The following is a 20,908-nucleotide window of genomic DNA, read 5'->3' as shown; positions in this document are numbered from 1 at the left end:
GGAATCATAAAATCACCTATTTGCAAAATCAGGAAATGAAACTCTCTATTCCGAGCTTCAGCTTCAACTAACAAACAGGTACTTATAAAAAAACTATATACTTACCATTAATATATATTAAATTTCTCTAAATAAATTATTAATTCCAATTTGGCTTTCACAAAATTAACGCCAAAAAATTGATAATTTATGAAGAAAATACTCACTTTTATTGGATTAGCTTTAATCAGCAATACATTATACTCCCAGGGATCTCCCGACTACGGAAACGGATTAAAAATAAACCTTAATCCTGAAGGAGATAAATTTGTCAGATTTATTTTATGGGATCAGTTCTGGTTAAGGAACTCACAAATGAACCCGGGAAGTATGGTCGGAGGAGAACCCACAGACAATACCTGGAATGTAGGGAACCGCAGACTCCGTGCCTTAACGTACGCCCAGGTTACCAAGCGATATATGATCCTCCTTCACTTCGGCATCAATAACCAAACCTTCATCAATGGAGGAGCGCCGGGTACAACAGGAACAGGAGGAAACGGAAATGGCAAAAAAACACAGCTTTTTTTCCATGATGCATGGAATGAATATGCAGTACTGATGCCGGGAGAAGCAGGAAAATTCACTTTAACATTAGGAGCTGGACTGCATTATTATATGGGACTCTCCAGAATGACTATGGCCTCCACCCTCAATTTTTTAACCCTCGATTCTCCCATATTTTCGTGGCCATTAATCGATAGCTCTGATCAGTTCGCAAGACAACTGGGTATGTTTGCCAAAGGAAAGTATGGAAAACTTGAATACCGCCTTAGCTTAAACAAACCCTTCGCTACAGATCTGGTTCCTGTAAATGTAACCGATCCCTCAAAAGCTGTTGCTGTGGATAATAACGGAAATCCCAGCTTTTCCAAAGCCGGATACGTAGAATATCAGTTTCTGGACGAAGAATCCAATACCCTTCCTTTCAAAGTTGGATCATATCTGGGAACAAAGAAAGTGTTTAATGTAGGAGCCGGCTTTTATCATCAGGCGGACGGAACCAGAACTTCCGTAAACTCAAATATCGAAAAGCACGACATCACTCTTCTAGCTGTTGATGCTTTTGCAGATATCCCTTTGGGAAATGCCAAACATAAAATGGCAGTTTCTGCCTACGCAGGATATTATAATTATCAGTTCGGCCCCAATTATATCCGAAATCTGGGGACTATGAATATCGCAGCAGCTGATCCTAACTTTACAGGACAAAAGGCAATTGCCGGACCTGGAAACTTACAGCCAACGATCGGAACAGGTAATATTATCTATGCACAAGCCGGATTATTACTTCCTAACGAAGCAGAAAAGCCTAAAATCAGAATTCAACCGTTTGCAGCATATACCCATAAAAACTTTGAAGCCTTCGACAAGTCGTCTTCACAGTTTGACGTTGGAGCCAACTGGTTTATAGACGGACATCACGCTAAAATAACAACCCAGTACTCCACCAGACCTGTTTATACCAACCCTACCGAGCGTCCAAAATCCAAAGGCGAGTTCATTGTTCAGTTTCAGATTTATTTATAATGACAGACTCGTTTAAACCCACATAAAAAAATTAACTAACATCAAAATCAAGTGATATGAGCGAAAACCATCATGAAAGCTATGAAAATATGACCGATAAGCAGAAGAACAGAACCATATGGAGTGTTATTACTGCATCTTCACTCGGTACACTGATAGAATGGTACGATTTCTATATTTTCGGAAGTTTAGCTGTTGTGCTGGCAACAAAATTCTTTCCGGCAGACAACCCTACCGCAGCCTTTTTATCCACCCTGGCTACTTTTGCCGCAGGATTTGTTGTGCGACCTTTCGGAGCCCTGTTCTTCGGAAGATTAGGAGATATTATCGGACGAAAATACACTTTCCTGGTCACCCTGCTGATCATGGGATTTTCCACTTTCCTTATCGGATGTATTCCTAGTTATGAAACCATTGGATTTATGGCTCCGGTTCTGGTTCTGATCCTGAGATTATTACAAGGACTGGCCCTGGGAGGAGAATATGGAGGTGCAGCAACTTACGTTGCAGAATACGCACAACCCCACAGAAGAGGCTATTGGACTTCATGGATCCAGACCACCGCTACCGCCGGACTTTTTATCTCATTGATTGTTATTTTAATAACAAAAAACACCCTTTCTGCAGAGGAATTCGACGGCTGGGGATGGAGAGTTCCTTTCTGGATTTCTATTTTAATGGTGGGCGTCTCTTACATCATCAGAAAAAACATGAAGGAATCACCGCTTTTTGCTAAAGCCAAAAGTGAAGGTAAAACATCAAAAAATCCATTAAAAGAAAGTTTCGGAAATAAATACAACTTCAAATTCGTCCTGCTGGCATTGTTCGGAGCCGCAATGGGACAAGGTGTCATCTGGTATACAGGACAGTTTTATGCCATGAGCTTTTTGCAAAAAGTAATGAATGTAGAATCTGCTCAGGTTGATTCATTAATGGCCACCGCTTTATTTTTAGGCACACCATTCTTCGTATTTTTCGGATGGCTTTCGGATAAACTGGGCAGAAAAGCCGTTATGATGACCGGGATGCTGGTTGCCATTTTAGCTTACCGCCCGATTTACAACAGCATGTACAAGAGTGTTAATCTCGAAAGCAAAACCATAGCTTCCAACGGCATCAGTGAAAAGAGAACAGCAAAAATCCATAAAGATATTGCCAGCGACAGCCTGATCACTTTCCATAAGGAAACCCTCTTTACGGATGGAACTTTAATAAAAAAAGACAGCATTGTACACTGGTCGGCAAACGGCCCCGTTATAAAAGACGGAAAGATCGAGGAACCTAAGGTGTCACAGTCCTTAAAGCTCAGTGATGATACCAAATGGTACCTGATATTCCTGGTGTTCATTCAGGTGATCTTTGTAACGATGGTGTATGGTCCTATCGCAGCATTCCTGGTAGAAATGTTCCCGGTAAGAATACGATATACTTCCATGTCATTGCCTTACCACATTGGTAATGGTGTATTTGGAGGACTATTACCTGCAGTAGCCACTTACCTTGTAACCACAGGAAAAGAGGCAGGACACCCTTCATGGTATCTTCAGGGACTGTGGTATCCTATCGGTGTTGCAGCCGTGTGTTTACTCATTGGATTATTTTATCTTAAGAGCAAGAACAATAATATCCACGATTAACCACTGAATCAGTCAAATTTTTATTAATTTTAAAACTACTAAAATGAACGGACTAAAAAAAATATTAGGTATCCTCTGGATTTTAATTGCTTTGGTTGTAGGATATTTCGGGATCACCGTTTTGGGTATTCCAAAAATCACTTCAGGAAAGCAGGAAGACCTTGTTTTTGGCATCATCATCCTTTTTGTTTTGATGCCAATTATTTCCGGAGGACTGGCAGTCTTTGGATATTACGCCTTAACCGGAGAATATTCTGACGACAAAATATAATTATTAATGATGAATGATAATTGGTGAACAATCTGTACAAAGGATCTGTTCATCAATTGTCTTTTATCCATCATCATGTATGAAAAAAAGACACGAACAAAAACTGATCATACTAAGCATTGGATTAGTCATTCTCTTCAGCATTCCTATTTCATTGTTATTCAACAGTGAAAAAGATACTTTTGGCTATCCCGTGATTTTGATCTACATCTTCGCCGTCTGGATGATTTCGATCATCATATCGTTTATAATCGTGAAAAAATATGATGAGTAGTTTTGCTTTATTTGTTGTTGTCCTGCTTTACCTGGCCCTTCTATTTGTGGTCGCCCACCTGGCAGAAAAGAAAAAAAGCAAGTTATGGATCAACAATCCTTACATCTATGCATTATCCTTAGCAGTATACTGTACAGCCTGGACATATTACGGGAGTATTGGCGTTGCTGCCACTACCGGACTCAGCTATCTTCCCATCTACGTAGGACCTATTGTCATTATTCCTGCATGGATATTTATCAACACACGAATCGTAAGAATTTCACGAATCAATAAAATAAGCAGTCTCGCCGATTTTATTTCGCTTCGCTACGGAAACAGCAGAAGCTTTAGTGCCGTTATTACCATCGTTTGCCTTTTAGCAATCGTCCCATATATAGGTTTACAGATTAAAGCCATATCAGAAACCTTCCATTTGGTTACGAAAACTCCGGTATCTCAAAATATTTTAACCGATAATGCAACCTTCGTAGTGGTTTTGATTGCTTTATTTTCCTCCTACTACGGAACAAGATATGTGGATGCTTCAGAAAAGCGCCTTGGAATCATATCCGCTATTGCCCTGGAAAGTTTTCTAAAGCTGTTTTTCATTATCATCCTTGGATTATTTGTGATTTATTTTGCCTTTGACGGATTTTCAGACATTTATGAAAAGGCAAGCAAATTCGAAGATTTCAAACAAAAGAATACATTCAATGGTATTGAAGGTGCTTTGAACTGGATGATCTTATGTATGATCTCTGCAACAGCTATTTGTATCCTTCCAAGACAGTTTCATACAGCCATCGTAGAAAACAGGCAGGAAAAACACATCAAAACCGCCATTTGGTTTTTCCCTCTCTATCTTTTAATTTTTACCATTTTCATTTTTCCAATTGCTTGGGGAGGCAGGCTTTTATTTAACGGACAGAATGTAAATCCTGAATTCTATTCGATCCTGATCCCTCAATATTTTGACAACACTTTAATCACAGTATTTGTTTTCCTTGGAGGACTGAGTTCTTGTATTTCAATGATCATTATATCCGCGATCACATTATCCATCATGCTTTCCAATAACCTCATCATTCCTTACGGTTTACTGGGAAAATTTAAATCTGAAAATGAAATTCAAAACACAAGAAGCATAACGAATATCAGGAAGATAAGTATTTTTGCCCTCATCATAATGGCTTTTGCCTTTTACAAGTATTTTATCCTTAAAACATCCCTGGATTCAGTGGGCCTGATCTCTTTTGTTGTTATTGCCCAACTCGCACCTGCGTTTTTCGGAGCTTTATTCTGGAGAAGAGGAACCTATAAAGGTGCAGTAATAGGGCTTCTTGCCGGGCTGGCCATTTGTTATTTCGGATTGATTATCCCACAGTATTATTTTTCTTACAATCAGGAATTCAAAGGAGTATTGAGAGATATGTATACTGTTTTTGATTTTTTCAGGATTCCTTACTTAAGTAAGATCCCGGAAATTTTCTTTTGGTCAATCTTAGTAAACACCGGGCTATTTACTACAATTTCAGTCAGCGTAAAAGGAAATTACAGGGAACGAAACTTTGCCGAGCTGTATGTGGATGTTGATAAATATATTCAAAACCATGAAAACGCCTTTATCTGGCGGGGTACGGCTTATGTTTCGGATATAAAAAACATCCTGGAACGATTTTTAGGAAAAAAGAAAACAGAACAGGCACTAAGGATATTTAATTTAAAATACAACATCGATTCTCAAACCGAAACAGCAGATTCGAGGTTTATAAAATTCTCTGAAAACCTTCTGGCAGGAAGAATAGGAACCGCTTCTGCCAAGATTCTCATCGAAGGCGTAACTAAAGAAGATAAAATTTCTTTAAAGGAAGTTCTGAACATCCTCGAAGAATCAAAAGAGAATATTACACTCAACAAAAAACTGACTGAAAAATCCAAAGAACTTAAACAACTTTCTGAAGAACTTACCGTAGCTAATGAAAGTTTAATAATTAAAGACCGTCAAAAGGACGATTTCCTGGATTCCGTCGCACATGAACTGAGAACTCCTATAACGGCCATCCGTTCTGCGGGAGAGATTCTAGCCGATGACGATGATATCCCTTCGGACATCAAAAGAGAATTTTTAAACAATATTATTACGGAATCCGATCGTTTAAGTGAGATCATCAATGACATTCTTTATCTTGATAAGCTTGAACATGGAGAAATTGCCCTTACAATAAAGAAAAACGACATCACAGAAACCTACAGGAAGGCATTAAATCCTATCCTTCACCTGATCCAGCAGAAAGATATCCAGGTTAGTGAAACCAATCTTCTCACAGAAAGTGTATTTGAATACGATGAAGCAAGAATGATCCAATTGTTTCAGAATATCCTTGGAAATGCTTTGAAATTTGCAGATCAGCAGGGAGAGATACAAACCCGTTTCTTAAAAAATGAAAATGCCTTAAATATCACTATCTTCAATACGGGTAAACCTATTCCTGAAGAAGATCTGGAGATGATTTTTAATAAATTTTATCAGTCCAAAAATCAGAATATTTTAAAACCAACAGGAAGCGGGCTTGGGCTTGCCATCTCAAAGCAGATTATTGAGGCCCACGGAGGTCTAATCTACGCTGAAAACAAAAGCTCAGGAGTAATATTTACCATAAGCCTTCCGGAAAATATATATAAAGATGAAGTCGAACAGTACTAAAAACACATTATGAAAAAAATAATCATTGCAGATGATGAACATAAAATACTGATGTCCCTGGAATATAGTTTCAAAAAAAACGGCTATGACGTATTCATCGCCAGAGACGGTACTGAAGTATTGGATTTTCTTAAAACCATGGTTCCCGATGTTATCCTTCTGGATATTATGATGCCAAATCTTGACGGATACAGCACCCTGGAAGCCATTAAAGAACAGGAACAGCTGAAACATACAAAAGTTATTTTCCTGAGTGCCAAAAACAACCCAAAAGACATTGAAAAAGGCCTCGAAATGGGAGCTGATGCCTATGTTACGAAACCCTACTCTATCAAGAAGCTGATACAGCAGATTGAGGAATTATTTGATAACTGAGAATAAAAGCTTGGAGAGGCCAGATACAAGACTTCCGACTATCAAAAAAAACAAAAAAAACACGAAATACTATTATTAATATGAATGCAGAAGATTTATTTAAAAGAAGTATCGAAGACAAAGAAAATTTCTGGAAGGAACAAGCCCGGGAAATAAGCTGGTATACATTTCCTCAACAAATTCTTTCGCGAGATACAGACCGCTATCCGGAATGGTATCCGGATGGGCAGCTTAACATGTCTTATCTGTGTATAGATCAACATATTGAAGATGGTTTTGGAGATCAGATCGCTATCATTTATGACTCTCCTGTTACAGACCAGAAAAAAACATACACATTCAGGCAACTGCAGGAAGAGGTTTCAAAATTTGCCGGCGGACTTGCTTCTTTAGGATTAAAAAAAGGAGATACCGCTGTAATTTATATGCCGATGATCCCACAAACCCTTTTTGCAATGCTGGCCTGTGCCCGGATTGGAGTAATTCACAATGTTGTTTTCGGAGGATTTGCCCCGCATGAACTTGTGGTAAGAATTGATGATTGCAAGCCTAAAGCTTTGATAACCGCTACTGCAGGAATAGAAATCGCCAAAAGAATTCCTTATCTGCCATTGATAGAAAAAGCAATTGAGTTTGCTCAGGACAAAGTGGATCACATCATTGTTTACAACCGAAAACTGGTTGATAATAAAGATGAAATGTTTGACGGCCTGATCGATTATGAAGAACTCACCCAGAAGTCTTCCCCGGTTTCTCCTGTTGCAGTGGAATCTACCCACCCACTCTATCTTCTTTATACTTCAGGAACAACAGGAAAACCCAAAGGAATAACAAGAGATACGGGAGGCTACGCAACAGCCCTGAAGTTCTCAATGAAATATATTTATGGCATTGAGCCTGGAGAAACGTATTGGGCTGCTTCCGATTTCGGATGGGCGGTGGGACATAGTTTTTCCGTTTATGGACCTTTAATAAACAGAAACACGACCATTATTTTTGAAGGCAAACCGATCATGACTCCGGATGCCGGAACTTTCTGGCGCATCATTTCAGAATATAAGGTTTCCGCCATGTTTACCGCTCCTACAGCCATCAGAGCTATAAAAAAAGAAGATCCGGACGGGGAGCTCGTCAAAAAATACGATCTATCGCATTTTAAAAAGCAATTTTTGGCAGGCGAACGGTGTGACGTGGCTACCCTGGATTGGTTCAGTAAACACATTGGAGTACCCGCCATTGATCACTGGTGGCAGACGGAATCGGGGTGGCCAATGCTGGGACTGATGACTTTTGATCATCATTATACCATTAAAAGAGCCGCAGCAGGAAAGCCTATTCCGGGGTACGACATTAAAATATTCGATGAAAATGGTTTTGAACTCGATCCTCATCAGGAAGGCTATCTGGTGATCAAACTCCCCCTGCCTCCAGGTGCACTTTCCGGAATATGGAAAGATGAAGAACGTTTTCAGAACAGCTACTTATCACAATATAAAGGATATTACTTCTCCGGAGACGGAGCCATACAGGATGAGGACGGATATTTTTTCATCACCGGAAGAGTGGATGACGTTATCAACGTTGCAGGACACAGGCTCTCCACTTCGGAAATGGAGGAAATTGTCGCTTCCCATCCGGAAGTGGCGGAATGTGCCGTAGTAGGAATCGATAATGAGCTGAAAGGACAAGTTCCTTTTGCCACTGTAGTATTAAAAAACGGTTCCACGATTTCAGAGGAAGATCTTGAAAAAGACACTGTACGAATGGTACGGGAGAAAATAGGAGCAGTCGCATTTTTAAAGAATGCCATGGTTGTAAAACGATTACCCAAAACACGCTCAGGAAAAATCCTGCGAAAACTTATCCGGACGCTTCTGGATGGAAAAGAATTTCAGGTTCCCTCAACGATAGACGACGATCAGATCATTGAGGAAATACAAGAAAAAATCGTTAATTACAGGGCAAAATTCACAAATTAGACATACATTTAATATCAATAAAATTCAAATTTCAAAAACAAAAGGGATATGAGAAATTACTTAATAGAAGATTTACCACATTATTTTGAGGAGTATAAAAAATCTATTAAAAATCCTAAAAAATTCTGGGATAAAATAGCCGATCAAAATTTTGTGTGGTATCAGAGATGGAGTAAGGTAGTTAAGTATGATATGAACGAGGCAAAAATCACCTGGTTTAAGAACGCAAAATTAAATATTACCAAAAACTGCATCGACAGGCACCTGAATGAAAGAGGAGATAAGACGGCTATTATCTGGGAACCCAACGATCCTAAAGAAAAAGCTGAGCATATTTCTTATAGTGAATTGTACGTAAGAGTTAACAAAACAGCTAACGTCCTAAGGGATATGGGCATTGAAAAAGGTGATCGTGTATGCATTTACCTTCCTATGATCCCTGAACTGGCAATCACAATGCTCGCCTGTGCAAAATTAGGAGCGATACATTCAGTAATCTTTGCAGGATTTTCAGCCAATGCAGTAGCTTCAAGGATCAATGACTGTGAAGCGAAGCTAGTAATTACCTCCGATGGCAGCTACAGAGGAAATAAAGTGCTAGACCTTAAAAGTATCGTTGATGAAGCTCTTGAAAAAACAACAACGGTTGAGAATGTCCTGGTCGTTAAAAGAACAAACAATGAGATCAAAATGAAAGAAGGCAGAGATCACTGGATGTCTGAACTCTATGAAAAAGCTTCTCCTGATTTTGTTACGGTAATAATGGATGCCGAAGATCCCCTTTTCATTCTTTATACTTCAGGTTCTACCGGAAAACCAAAAGGAATGCTCCATACCTGTGCGGGATATATGGTCTATACCGCGTATACTTTTAAAAATATTTTCAATTACCAGGAAAATGATATCTATTGGTGTACTGCAGATATCGGCTGGATCACGGGACATTCTTACATCCTTTACGGGCCTTTGCTAAACGGAGCCACTACAGTTATTTTTGAAGGTGTTCCTACATATCCTGACCCGGACAGATTCTGGGAGGTTATTGAGAAGCATAAAATCACCCAATTTTACACAGCACCAACCGCTATTCGCTCCCTGGCCAAGGAAAGTGCCGAATGGGTAGATAAGCATGACCTCAGTTCGTTAAAAGTGATCGGGTCGGTAGGAGAACCCATTAATGATGAGGCATGGCATTGGTTCAATGACCATGTGGGTAAAAAGAAGTGTCCTATTGTGGATACCTGGTGGCAGACCGAGACAGGAGGAATTATGATCTCTCCCCTACCTTTTATAACGCCTACCAAACCTACCTACGCAACCCTTCCCTTACCTGGCGTTCAACCGGTGCTGATGGATGATAAACGGAATGAAATCACAGGAAACCAGGTAACAGGAAATCTCTGCATCCGTTTTCCATGGCCTGGAATTGCAAGAACCATCTGGGGTGACCACCAGAGATACAAAGAAACTTATTTTACCGCTTTTCCCGGAAAATATTTCACTGGAGACGGTGCTTTAAGAGATGAAGTTGGATATTACAGAATTACAGGCCGGGTAGATGATGTAATCATTGTTTCCGGACATAACTTAGGTACGGCTCCTATTGAGGACAGCATCAACCAGCATCCTGCCGTTGCCGAATCTGCAATTGTGGGATATCCTCATGATATCAAAGGAAATGCTTTGTACGGGTATGTTGTTTTAAAAGAAACCGGAGAAAGCAGACAAAGGGAAAACCTTAAAAAAGAGATCAACCAGCTTATTGCCGATCAGATCGGACCGATCGCTAAACTGGATAAAATACAATTCGTTTCAGGATTGCCAAAAACACGTTCAGGAAAAATTATGCGTAGGATCCTTAGAAAAATTGCCGAAGGAGATTTCAGCAACTTCGGAGATATTTCTACGTTATTAAATCCGGAAATTGTGGACGAAATTAAAAATGAAAGAATAGACTAATCTTTATCATTAATAAGAAGGCGCAGGGTTTACCTGCGCTTTTTTTATCAACTCTATTCTTTGATAATTTTTATAGCTTGTCTACCGAGGTTGGAATGTGCACTAAGTAGATAATTCCCTTTAGGATAATGAAAATCCAAAGAATATTTTTTCAGCCTTTTCCCACTGATATCATCTTTCAGAATTTCTGTAATGAACTTTCCTGATGTGTCATACAGCCCGATAATGATATGATCGGAATGTAAAAAATGAATACTGAGATTCAGCTTGTCTTTAACAGGGTTGGGAGCTACATCGATCTGAAGTTTCCTTTCCTGATTCTCTCTGGTAGTTTCCTGCGTTGCAAGATTACCGACAGTCATTTTATAAATACCGGTACCAGCAGCATATGCCACATTACTGTTAACAAAAAATATCCTGTTCAAAGTACCGCCTACTCCTGTGTCCGTCCAGGTTTCCCCACCATTAAAGGTTTCATAAAACCCTGTATTATGCCCCCCCCATCCACCCATGGTCTGGTGAAGTAAAGCCCACAGCCTGAACAAAAGTATCCGGAAAATCCTTTGTTTCCCAGGTAAGTCCGCCATTTAAAGATTTCAATAACCTTCCTGTATTAGGAGATTCTGCTTCAATAGAGCAGAATATTTTATTATTATCCAGAAGCTGCATTTTCCAGACGTACTCAAAAGGAATATTACTATTATATATTTTTGTCCAGCTTGCTCCTCCATCAGTCGTTTTAAGAATAACCGCACCATCATCATCACTTCCGGATGCGAAACCAACGTTCTCATTGATAAAAGTAATTTCTACCAGGGCGGTAGCATACGCGGACATATCCATATACTGCCATGTTATACCGCTATCTGTTGATTTGATAATATAAGCAGGATAAAACCATGCTCCGCAACCGTACACAGTGGATGTACCCACACAATCCAGACCACAGATTCCTTGCGGGTATGGCGAAATATTATCAACTCTTTGCCATGTAGCTCCGCCGTCTGTTGTCTTATAAAAATTGTTATTCAACGTCCCCAGAAAACCTACATTTTCATTTAAAAATTCAATATTCCTATAGTATTCATTGGGTGTCGTGCTCACAATTTGCTGTGTCCAGCTGGTACCACCATTTGTTGTCTTAAAAACAGCTCCGTTGCCGCCCCGGGCTGCCCACCCTAAATTTTCATTAAGAAAGAACACATCATCATACCGCCCTCCCCCATTTCCCGGAGGATAAGAGAACGCGGTCCAGTTATATTGCTGAGCCTGCAGAAGGAATGATGATAGAATAAGAGTAAATAAAATTCTTTTCATAGGTATTAATTTTAAAAACAAATTTGAGGTTTTTGAGATAAGTATACAATAAACTTCTTAATAATTCATGATACTGTCTATCAACGACTAACGGACTTTTAAGTTCAAACATTTGATTGATAGAAATCATCAAATATTTTAACATTTAATTATAGATAAAACAATATAAATCAAATTTTATTGAATTTTATTCAAATAATTTGAAATTTAATTATTACCTTTAAGTACAAATTTAAAACACACGATCATGACAAAAATATTAGCCGGATTATTTCAATCTCACAGTGATTATAAGAAGCTTGAAACGGACCTGGAAAGCTCAGGCTTCGGAGATTCAGATTATATTGTTTATCTCAACGACCATCAAAATTCACAATATCTTGCAAGTGTTGCAGTAAAAGATACAGATCAGGCAGATAATGCCAGGAACGTTTTTAATAAAAATGCTGTGGTAAAAACTTATTTATTTGAGAATATGGGAATAGAACAAGCAGACTACCATAACATAAAAAGATATATTGACGCACGAAATAAAGCTGAAATCCATAACAGTCCCGACGTTAAAATCAAGGGTTCAAGCAACGGCATGGATTCAGAAGTAAAATTCTAATAAAAACTAAAATCTAATAACCGGAAATCCGCAGATCTTTCTGCGGATTTTTTGTCATTGACAAGTGGGAAAATTTTCGTATTTTCGTTTAATTATACGGGATTTACACAAATGAGCTACGACTTAGAACGGGAGAACAAAGAAATACTGGCAAGATATAAAGACCTGATTTCTAATACTTACAGGACTTTGGATGAAGAAAACAATAAACTCATCCGAAAGGCATTTGATATTGCATTAGATGCTCATAAAGATCAAAGGAGAAAATCCGGAGAACCCTATATCTACCATCCTATTGCCGTAGCTAAAATTGTTGCAACGGAAATAGGTCTTGGAGCTACATCAATAGCCTGCGCACTGCTGCATGATGTGATTGAAGATTCCGACTATACCTACGAAGATATCAAGAAGATCTTTGGGGAAAAAATAGCCAATATCGTGAATGGATTAACCAAAATATCCATCATGAATCATCAGAACATTTCCGTACAGTCTGAAAACTACAGAAAGTTATTGCTCACACTATCGGAAGATTTCAGGGTTATACTGATTAAAATCGCAGACCGCCTTCACAATATGCGGACACTGGAAAGCATGGCCCCGGATAAGCAAAAGAAAATTGCTTCTGAAACCGTGTACATCTACGCTCCCATGGCCCACCGTCTGGGATTATACAACATCAAATCCGAGCTTGAAGACCTTTCATTAAAGTATAATAATGCGGAAGTTTTCAATGAGATCACTGAAAAGTTAGAACTAGCCAAGGAAAACCGGGAAAAATACATTGAGGAATTCAAAAAAGAAGTTTCCGAAAGGCTCAAAGAGGAAGGATTAAACTTCAGTATAAAAGGCCGTGCAAAAGCAGTTTCTTCCATTTACCGGAAAATGCTCAAACAAGGAGTTTCCTTTGAGGAGGTATTTGATAATTACGCCATCAGGATCATTTACAAATCAGATGCAAAAAATGAAAAGTTCCTGGCCTGGAAAATTTATTCAATCGTAACGGATGTATACCACAGTAACCCTTCAAGAATGCGTGACTGGATCACACAGCCCCGTTCTACAGGATATGAAAGTTTACACCTTACTGTCCTTGGACCGGATAAAAAATGGATTGAAGTACAGATCCGTTCAGAAAGGATGGACGAAATTGCTGAAAAAGGGGTAGCCGCACATTATAAATACAAAGAAGGATACAAGCAAAGCAGTGAGGACAGAAATTTTGAAAGATGGGTAACAGAGATCCGGGATGTTTTAGAACAGCAGCAGAACCTTTCTACCTCCGAACTTCTGGATAACATCAAACTCAATTTATATTCTAAAGAGGTTTTTGTTTTTACTCCCAAAGGAGAAATCAAAATTCTGCCAACCAACGCTACGGCATTGGACTTCGCATTCTCTGTACACTCTGATTTGGGTATGAAATGCCTAGGAGCCAAGATCAATGGAAAACTGGTTCCTATCTCATATGTTCTTCAAAACGGAGACCAGGTAGATATCCTTTCTTCCCAGAATCAAAAGCCTAAATCGGACTGGCTCGAATTCGTAGTTACTTCCAAGGCAAAATCCAAGATTAAGAGTTATCTTAATTCACAAAAAAATCAGCTGGTAGAAGAAGGAAAAGAAATTTTACAAAGAAAGCTTCGTCACGCTAAAATTAATTTTAATGATGAGGAAGTCAATAAACTTCAGAAGTTTTTCAACTTAAAAACATCACAGGAACTGTTTTTAAAATTCCAGAGCAATGAACTGGATGTAAGCAGTCTTAGAAAATACATCGAAAGTAAAAATGTATTCAATAATTTACTTTCAAGATTCAGAAAATCTCCTTCCAAAAACGTTCATTATGAAGAACCAAAGGAGCAAAACCTGGACATGATCGTCTTTGGAAAAGACGAAGAAAAGTTAAACTATAGTTATGCAAAATGCTGTACCGTAATTCCGGGAGATAAAATTTTTGGATTCATTACGATTTCAGACGGTATAAAAGTGCATAGTGATAATTGTCCGAATGCTATTAACCTGAGGGCACAGTATGATTACCGGGTTATTCCAGCCAAATGGGTTAATGCTGAAAGCTTTAAAAACAGGGTTAAAATTGAAATTGAAGGTTTAGACCGGATGGGAATGATTAACGACATTACCGCCGTGATCAGTGGCACTATGGGAATGGATATGAAAAGTCTTTCCATAGAATCCAATAATGGCGTCTTTATGGGTAACATTATTCTTGAGGTTAAAAATAAAGGTCAGTTGGAAGAAACCTTTAAAAAACTTAAAAATATTAACGGAGTTTCAAGGGTGAGACGATTACAATCATAGGCATGAATTTATCTATTTATTTTAAAAAATTTTTCAACAGCAGTCAATCTTCGGGTATCATCCTTATTTTTTGTGTAGCGATTTCTTTATTAATTGCTAACTCGAGCTTAGGAGAAGGATTTCAAAATTTTCTCCACTATGAAATAGGCACTCATCTTTTTCACTTGAAATATCCGATCCATATCTGGATCAATGATGGTCTCATGGCTATTTTTTTCCTTTTGGTAGGCCTCGAAATAAAAAGAGAACTGGTGGAAGGTGAGCTTTCATCTTTTAAAAATGCTTCTCTTCCGATTTTTGCGGCAGTCGGAGGAATGCTTGTTCCCGCAACCATCTATACCCTATTCAACTCAGGAACAGAATTCAGCAATGGATGGGGAATTCCGATGGCTACAGACATAGCCTTCTCGCTTGCGTTGATTTCCATGCTAGGAAGTAAAATTCCTAATTCCATTAAAATTTTCCTAGCTGCTCTGGCCATTGTTGATGATCTGGGAGCGATTTTAGTTATCGCTATATTTTATACAGATCAGATTCAATGGATGTATTTGTTGATCTCTTTCGGAATTGTCGCTTTCTTGTTTCTTTTGAATTTTTTAAAAGTGACGAGGCTTATTTTCTATATTATCCCTGGATTATTTTTGTGGTATTTTCTTCACAATTCAGGAATTCATGCTACCATCGCAGGAGTATTACTGGCTTTGTCTATTCCTACCAATGCATCCAATGTTCAAATTTCTCCTTTGGAAAAATTAGAGCATCATCTTCATATACCTGTAAGCTTTCTAATCATGCCAATATTTGCCCTTACAAATACCAATATTGCCTTTCACAGCGGAATGGCAGAAGGGTTGATAAGTACTTTGGGATTAGGGATCATCGGTGGTTTAGTCCTGGGAAAACTAATCGGGATCAATTTATTTTCATTTATTGCCATTAAACTTAGAATAAGTTCACTTCCACACAATAGCACATGGTCGCATATGCTGGGGGTAGGCTTTCTTGCAGGAATTGGTTTTACGATGTCTATTTTTATAGCATTACTATCCTTTAAGGAGCAATTTGAAATCCAGGATGAAGCGAAATTTGCAATCCTGATTGCATCGTTTTTATCAGCTATTTTAGGCGTAATTATATTAAGCCTAAGTGCTAAAAAGAATAAATTTATCGACGACGATAGTGATGAGTAATTGCTAACTATAAAAATAAAAAAGAGCACCTTTCAGTGCTCTTTTTTATTGTATTACGGGCAAATGTAAGTGGATATCTTACATAGTCCGTTACAGCAGTAGGTCGTTCCCGGACAATAATCATCCCCGGTTCTGCATGCTAATCCTCCTTTTACGATTTTCAAATCGTTTCTCGTTAATTTTTTGATGTTTTTCATAATAAATTAATTTGGTATTTGTACAAGAATTTCAAATTCTTACTAGTCACTAAATTACCATAAAAATGAATACGAAAAAATATAATCAGGTATTTTTAATTGACCCATAAATAAAATATTAGCTGAATCAATACAATATTGATTGAAGAGAATTCAGATTATTCTTTTTCGTTCGGGGAATGATCTGCCTGCACTTCTTTTCGGAGTTCATCAGCCAGTAATTTTTCTATCCTGAGTTTTCTGATAGCCATATTAAGTTCATTACCAAATAATAGCAGATAAACATTCACATTTACCCATACCATTAAAAGAATCATACTTCCAATGGACCCGTACAGAACATTATAACGGGCGATATCTTTTACATAAATAGCAAATATGTAAGTAGTAAGAACAAAAAGAACAGTCGTTAAAATAGCCCCAGGAACCGCTTGCCTGAACCTGGCAATCTTCACTGTTCCCAACCAGTAAAACATCGCTAATAAAATAAAGTAAAAAAGAGGAAAAGACACAAATCCAATAATCTTAGAAAGGTTATTCACCAGCCAGGAAACATTATGGATAGGTGTAAATAGTTTTAAAACTACTTCTACATAATAGACTCCGAAAAGAGCTAAAAAAACTATGGTGATAAAGCCTATTGTAATAAAAAAAGAAAGAATAAACTCTTTTACGTCACTCAGCTTTTCTTCGGAATTTTCATTGAATCCATTAATGAGGGAAAAAGTCCCGTTTGTAGCAAAAACAAGGGCAAGAATAATGGTTAGATTACTGATTCCCCTCATATTGGGAATGATACTTTTCTCAATATAGCCTCTAACATCAGTTTCCATATTGGAAGGGAAAACATTGTGAATCAGCACTTCAAAAATATAAAAATGAAGCTTATCATAATGCGGCATATAAGGTAAAACGGAAAGCAAGAAAAGGAGAAACGGAAATAAACTGATGGTAAAGCTCCATGAAATAGCGGCTGCCTTTCTTCCTATCTTATCCTTAAAAATACCCGAAATATAAATCTGAAACATTTGCCACAGTGATATTCCCAGGAGCGGGATATGGATATCATCTAAGAATTCCTGAATCTTCAGGATAAAATTAGGTGTTTTTATATTCATAATTATTTCAGGATATTATCTATTTTATCAAAATTTCTGTTGACTATTTGTGGTGCATTAAACCTCAGACCAATTCCAGCCCTGAATTGCCATTGTGTAGATGAATACAAATTGGAATTTGAACTATTTACCCAGTTAAGCTGAGTACCGGCTCCAACAAACCATTTTCCGTTATCATATCCGATCCTTACATTGGAATTCATTCCCATATTAAATTCATGAAAGTCTTCATCAATCAGCTTTGAATAATAAAGCTGAGGATAAAATTCAACCACCGCATACCAATTACTATCGATCACTCTTTGTATTCCTGCACCTGTTCTTAATGCCAGCCTTATATCTTTCGTGGCAGAACCTTCTTCCCCGCTTCCTATCACTTCTCCCTTATATATTGCCCTATCGGAATCTTTCAATATATTATACTGATAAAACAGACCTGTAATAACGACAAAATCATTTTTAGCAGGCTTATAAGTCATATTAGTATAGCTTCTGTAGTTCTCTTTATTTCCGACCCATAAATAACTTGTCTCCCCTTTAAAAGACCTGTAATTAGCATCCGGAAACTGAATATATGCATCCGTGATACTTTCGTCTGAACCATTTAACAAAAGATCTATATACTTCCTGGTATCCCGGAAATATAACCCTTTGATCTGATTATAACCTATCATTTGTCGTAGCTTTGGATTCAGGAAAAAAGCAAAATTCACATTGAAATATTTCGTTTTCCCCTTGATATCATCATCATTATTTATTTTAATCAGTTTAGGTGTAAATGAAATACTGGTATCCAGCCATCTGTACCTTAGAAAAAGCTCAGTGTAAAAAGAATCATTTGGTTTTAGCCTGAAAATTTCTCTTTCATAGCGAAGTCCAAAGGAATTGTTAAGGTAGCTTACGCCTGCAACGAGAGAAATTGTATTATTATCTTCCCTGTACTTCTTATTATACTCATTAACTTCCTGACCATAAGAAGCTAACGGAAAATATAAAAATAAGTAGGGAATAGATTTTATTTTCATCGTGTGATATTGGCTCCGTAAAAATACAGATTTTTTTAGACTTGATAATGAACCGGAAAATTACACCGGTTGGCAGCGAAGGGTAAAATGTATCATAGGAACCCGGGAAAATTCCTTAATTTATGAATATCTTTGTCATCCTAAATGTGATTATATCCTATGCGAATAAGTTTACTTTGTATCGGTAAAACAGATGATAAAGAAATTAATTCTTTGATCAATTACTATATTCCCCGCCTTCCTAAACATTGGAATTTTGAAATAACAGAAATCCCTGATGTTAAGAATGCCAAAAATCTCTCTTCAGATCTTCTGAAGAAAGAAGAGGCAAAGCTTTTTATGAATTATATAGATAAAAATGATCTCGTTATTATTCTCGATGAAAAAGGAAAACAGTTTACCAGCAGGGAATTCTCTCAGAAAATAGATACATGGATGAATTTGTCGGTAAAAAAGATCCACATACTAATCGGAGGAGCCTATGGGTTTTCTGAGGAAATATATACCAGAGCCAACGAAAAAATGTCATTATCTAAAATGACATTTACCCACCAGATGATCCGGTTATTTATCGTTGAACAATTATATCGTGCAGATCAGATTCTACAGGGAAAACCTTATCATAACGATTAAGTTTACTTGGCGGGAGGACATTTTGCAAAATGATCTGCAAGAATTGCTTTTTCGTATCCCAAAGCAACAGCTTTCTCCAAATTGACACAAGCTTCTTTCGGCTTGGCACCGTCAAACAAAATCAGAGATTTTGTTACATAGGACTGAGCAAATTTCGGATCTATGGAAATAGCTTTATTGATATCAGTCAAAGCCTCCTTCTGTTTTTTCATTTTTAAATAGACTTCCGCACGTCCGTTGTATAACAAAGACTCCGGTTTTTCAGAAATGAGCTGATTATAATCTTTTAATGCTCCGTCAAGATCGCCATTATTCTTCTTTAAATTAGCCAATCCCGTTCTTGCAAAGATATTTTCCGGAGCAAAAGATAAAATCTGGTTCAGATCTTTAATAGCCAGTTCTTTCTTTCCCTGGCTGTCATAAATTTTAGACCTTGTCAAATACATATCTACATTTTCAGCATCGATCTGTAATCCTTTATCAATGTATTCAAGGGCTTTCTGTTTATTTCCTTTTTGGCTGTTTACCGATGCCAGATTAGCATATACTGGTGCCGACATTGGATTTGCCCGCAGAGCTGCTTCATACGATTTAAGAGCAAGGCTCGTTTTACCCAACCTCCTTTGGGAAGTCCCCAGATTATTGTAGTACTCCGACTGGTATTTCTGAATCTGTTCTTTTTCGGCTAATTTAGCGTACTGCTCTTCGGCGCACTTATAATCTGCTTTTTTAAAGCATTCTTCCGCTGTTTTTGCGTCCTGGGAATAAAGATTAGCAAATGTAAATGCTAATACTACAAGTAATAAATGTTTTTTCATGAGGTTATCGTTTGTTTGTTGATGACTTTTTTCGCGAGTGCACTAAATATCACTCCCAATAAAAGTCCAACAAACGCCCCCACCAAAATATCTATCGGGAAATGCACTCCTAAATATATACGGCTGTAAGAAACCACTGCAGCCCATACAAATATAGCATAAGGAAACCATCTGAGTTTTTTTCCTAATAAAACACTCAGATATGTAGCTAAAAAGAAAGTATTCGATGCATGAGCAGAATAAAATCCAAATTGTCCGCCACATTTTACGATCCTCATATAATGTTCCAGAGAAGGATCATGGCAAGGTCTTAACCTTTGTACTCCATGCTTAAAGATGCCAGCGACCTGATCGGACACGGTTGTTCCTATAAGTATAAATAAAAGAATAAAAACTAAGGATTTTAACTGGTAATTTTTATAAAGAAAATACAGAAAAATAATATAAAGCGGAACCCAGATCCATGTACTGGAGATAAGCATCCAAAACTGATCAAACGAAGAACTCCCCAAATTATTGAGAAATAAAAAGACATTTTTATCTTCCTGAATGATTTCTTCCATCAGTTATCTGCTTACAGGTCCTTCATAGGTTTCATCTTCAGAAGGCTTTGGCTTTGCAGGCTCAGAAGAAGGTTCGGTAAGAATATCTTTTTCAATATTCTTCATTGGGTTAAAATCTTTAGCAGCATCTTTCACCTTTTCGATCTCACGTTTGATTTCAGAAACAGGGTTATCCGTCTCTTTCATGATCTCGGTTTTAATGTCTTCTACCGCTCCACGCATCTTTCTTACGCCTGCTCCTAAGTCACGCGCTATCTGAGGGAGTTTATCCGGACCGAATAATACAACGATTGCGACTGCAATCAATGCCATTTCTCCAATGCTTAATTCCATGAGGTAAAATTACAAAAGATTATACATATATA

At 37.8% G+C, this 20,908-nt stretch carries 19 protein-coding genes and 1 pseudogene; 12 read left to right on the top strand and 8 right to left on the bottom strand.

The annotated features are described in order from the left end of the window. The first annotated feature begins 189 nt into the window (after window positions 1–189). The 8 genes and pseudogenes from AC0INN_RS02825 to acs all read left to right on the top strand — a co-directional run. Complete coding sequence (locus AC0INN_RS02825) at window positions 190–1,569, top strand: porin (protein WP_306611584.1); 1,380 nt, start codon at window positions 190–192, stop codon at window positions 1,567–1,569. A 56-nt stretch (window positions 1,570–1,625) separates the two neighbouring features. Then, window positions 1,626–3,206 (top strand): MFS transporter, encoded by a 1,581-nt coding sequence (locus AC0INN_RS02820; protein WP_306611582.1) that lies wholly within the window; start codon window positions 1,626–1,628, stop codon window positions 3,204–3,206. Window positions 3,207–3,249: 43 nt separating this feature from the next. Beyond that, window positions 3,250–3,477, top strand: coding sequence for a DUF6814 family protein (locus AC0INN_RS02815; RefSeq protein ID WP_172277871.1), 228 nt, complete (start codon window positions 3,250–3,252; stop codon window positions 3,475–3,477). Window positions 3,478–3,556: 79 nt separating this feature from the next. Next, complete coding sequence (locus AC0INN_RS02810; RefSeq protein WP_306611580.1) at window positions 3,557–3,751, top strand: hypothetical protein; 195 nt, start codon at window positions 3,557–3,559, stop codon at window positions 3,749–3,751. Then, window positions 3,744–6,437 (top strand): ATP-binding protein, encoded by a 2,694-nt coding sequence (locus AC0INN_RS02805; RefSeq protein ID WP_306612892.1) that lies wholly within the window; start codon window positions 3,744–3,746, stop codon window positions 6,435–6,437. The genes AC0INN_RS02810 and AC0INN_RS02805 overlap by 8 nt, the downstream gene beginning before the upstream one ends. 9 nt (window positions 6,438–6,446) lie before the next feature. Then, a complete protein-coding gene (locus AC0INN_RS02800; protein WP_306611578.1) occupies window positions 6,447–6,812 on the top strand; it encodes a response regulator transcription factor in 366 nt (121 codons plus the stop codon). Window positions 6,813–6,892: 80 nt separating this feature from the next. Beyond that, entirely contained in the window at window positions 6,893–8,791 is a 1,899-nt protein-coding gene (locus tag AC0INN_RS02795; protein WP_306611576.1) for an AMP-binding protein, read from the top strand. 42 nt (window positions 8,792–8,833) lie between these two features. After that, a pseudogene (acs, locus tag AC0INN_RS02790) lies at window positions 8,834–10,750 on the top strand (acetate--CoA ligase); the annotation flags it as partial. A 53-nt stretch (window positions 10,751–10,803) separates the two neighbouring features. Here acs and AC0INN_RS02785 read toward each other — a convergent pair. Together AC0INN_RS02785 and AC0INN_RS02780 are read right to left on the bottom strand one after the other, a co-directional pair. Beyond that, window positions 10,804–11,262: a T9SS type A sorting domain-containing protein gene (locus AC0INN_RS02785; RefSeq protein ID WP_306611575.1), complete on the bottom strand. Its 459-nt coding sequence runs from the start codon at window positions 11,260–11,262 to the stop codon at window positions 10,804–10,806. Then, window positions 11,240–12,067, bottom strand: a complete 828-nt coding sequence (locus AC0INN_RS02780; RefSeq protein ID WP_306611573.1) for a WD40/YVTN/BNR-like repeat-containing protein — start codon at window positions 12,065–12,067, stop codon at window positions 11,240–11,242. Before AC0INN_RS02780 ends, AC0INN_RS02785 begins: the two co-directional genes overlap by 23 nt. Before the next feature lie 247 nt (window positions 12,068–12,314). Here AC0INN_RS02780 and AC0INN_RS02775 point away from each other — a divergent pair, with 247 nt between their 5' ends. The 3 genes from AC0INN_RS02775 to nhaA all read left to right on the top strand — a co-directional run bounded on the left by AC0INN_RS02775 (window position 12,315) and on the right by nhaA (window position 16,189). Continuing rightward, a complete protein-coding gene (locus tag AC0INN_RS02775) occupies window positions 12,315–12,677 on the top strand; it encodes a hypothetical protein (RefSeq protein WP_172277860.1) in 363 nt (120 codons plus the stop codon). Window positions 12,678–12,788: 111 nt separating this feature from the next. Next, the gene (locus AC0INN_RS02770; protein WP_172277859.1) at window positions 12,789–14,999 is read left to right on the top strand and encodes a RelA/SpoT family protein; all 2,211 of its coding nucleotides are present in this window, start codon (window positions 12,789–12,791) and stop codon (window positions 14,997–14,999) included. A gap of 2 nt (window positions 15,000–15,001) precedes the next feature. Then, window positions 15,002–16,189, top strand: coding sequence for a Na+/H+ antiporter NhaA (gene nhaA / locus AC0INN_RS02765; protein WP_306611571.1), 1,188 nt, complete (start codon window positions 15,002–15,004; stop codon window positions 16,187–16,189). Window positions 16,190–16,242: 53 nt separating this feature from the next. Here the strand turns inward: nhaA and AC0INN_RS02760 are convergent, their stop codons facing one another. The 3 genes from AC0INN_RS02760 to AC0INN_RS02750 form a co-directional block, all read right to left on the bottom strand. Beyond that, the gene (locus AC0INN_RS02760) at window positions 16,243–16,386 is read right to left on the bottom strand and encodes a bacteriocin-like protein (protein WP_172277855.1); all 144 of its coding nucleotides are present in this window, start codon (window positions 16,384–16,386) and stop codon (window positions 16,243–16,245) included. 158 nt (window positions 16,387–16,544) lie between these two features. Next, window positions 16,545–17,504, bottom strand: a complete 960-nt coding sequence (locus AC0INN_RS02755; protein ID WP_306611568.1) for a YihY/virulence factor BrkB family protein — start codon at window positions 17,502–17,504, stop codon at window positions 16,545–16,547. Between the two features lie 2 nt (window positions 17,505–17,506). Continuing rightward, complete coding sequence (locus tag AC0INN_RS02750) at window positions 17,507–18,529, bottom strand: DUF4421 family protein (RefSeq protein WP_273647549.1); 1,023 nt, start codon at window positions 18,527–18,529, stop codon at window positions 17,507–17,509. 159 nt (window positions 18,530–18,688) lie between these two features. Here AC0INN_RS02750 and AC0INN_RS02745 point away from each other — a divergent pair, with 159 nt between their 5' ends. Continuing rightward, window positions 18,689–19,162, top strand: a complete 474-nt coding sequence (locus AC0INN_RS02745) for a 23S rRNA (pseudouridine(1915)-N(3))-methyltransferase RlmH (RefSeq protein WP_172277849.1) — start codon at window positions 18,689–18,691, stop codon at window positions 19,160–19,162. A gap of 2 nt (window positions 19,163–19,164) precedes the next feature. Here AC0INN_RS02745 and AC0INN_RS02740 read toward each other — a convergent pair whose 3' ends face one another. From AC0INN_RS02740 to AC0INN_RS02730, 3 genes are read right to left on the bottom strand one after another with little or no spacing between them, the layout of a single operon-like run. After that, window positions 19,165–19,980 carry a tetratricopeptide repeat protein gene (locus AC0INN_RS02740; protein ID WP_273647548.1) on the bottom strand — a complete coding sequence of 272 codons (816 nt, stop codon included), beginning with the start codon at window positions 19,978–19,980 and terminating at the stop codon, window positions 19,165–19,167. Beyond that, entirely contained in the window at window positions 19,977–20,543 is a 567-nt protein-coding gene (locus AC0INN_RS02735; RefSeq protein ID WP_172277845.1) for a phosphatase PAP2 family protein, read from the bottom strand. The genes AC0INN_RS02740 and AC0INN_RS02735 overlap by 4 nt, the downstream gene beginning before the upstream one ends. A 3-nt stretch (window positions 20,544–20,546) precedes the next feature. Next, window positions 20,547–20,876, bottom strand: coding sequence for a Sec-independent protein translocase subunit TatA/TatB (locus AC0INN_RS02730; protein WP_172277843.1), 330 nt, complete (start codon window positions 20,874–20,876; stop codon window positions 20,547–20,549). Window positions 20,877–20,908 lie beyond the last annotated feature (32 nt).

The organism is Chryseobacterium subflavum (assembly GCF_055762745.1).
Note: the sequence above shows the minus strand (reverse complement) of the source record. Positions and strands in the feature narration are given on the sequence as shown.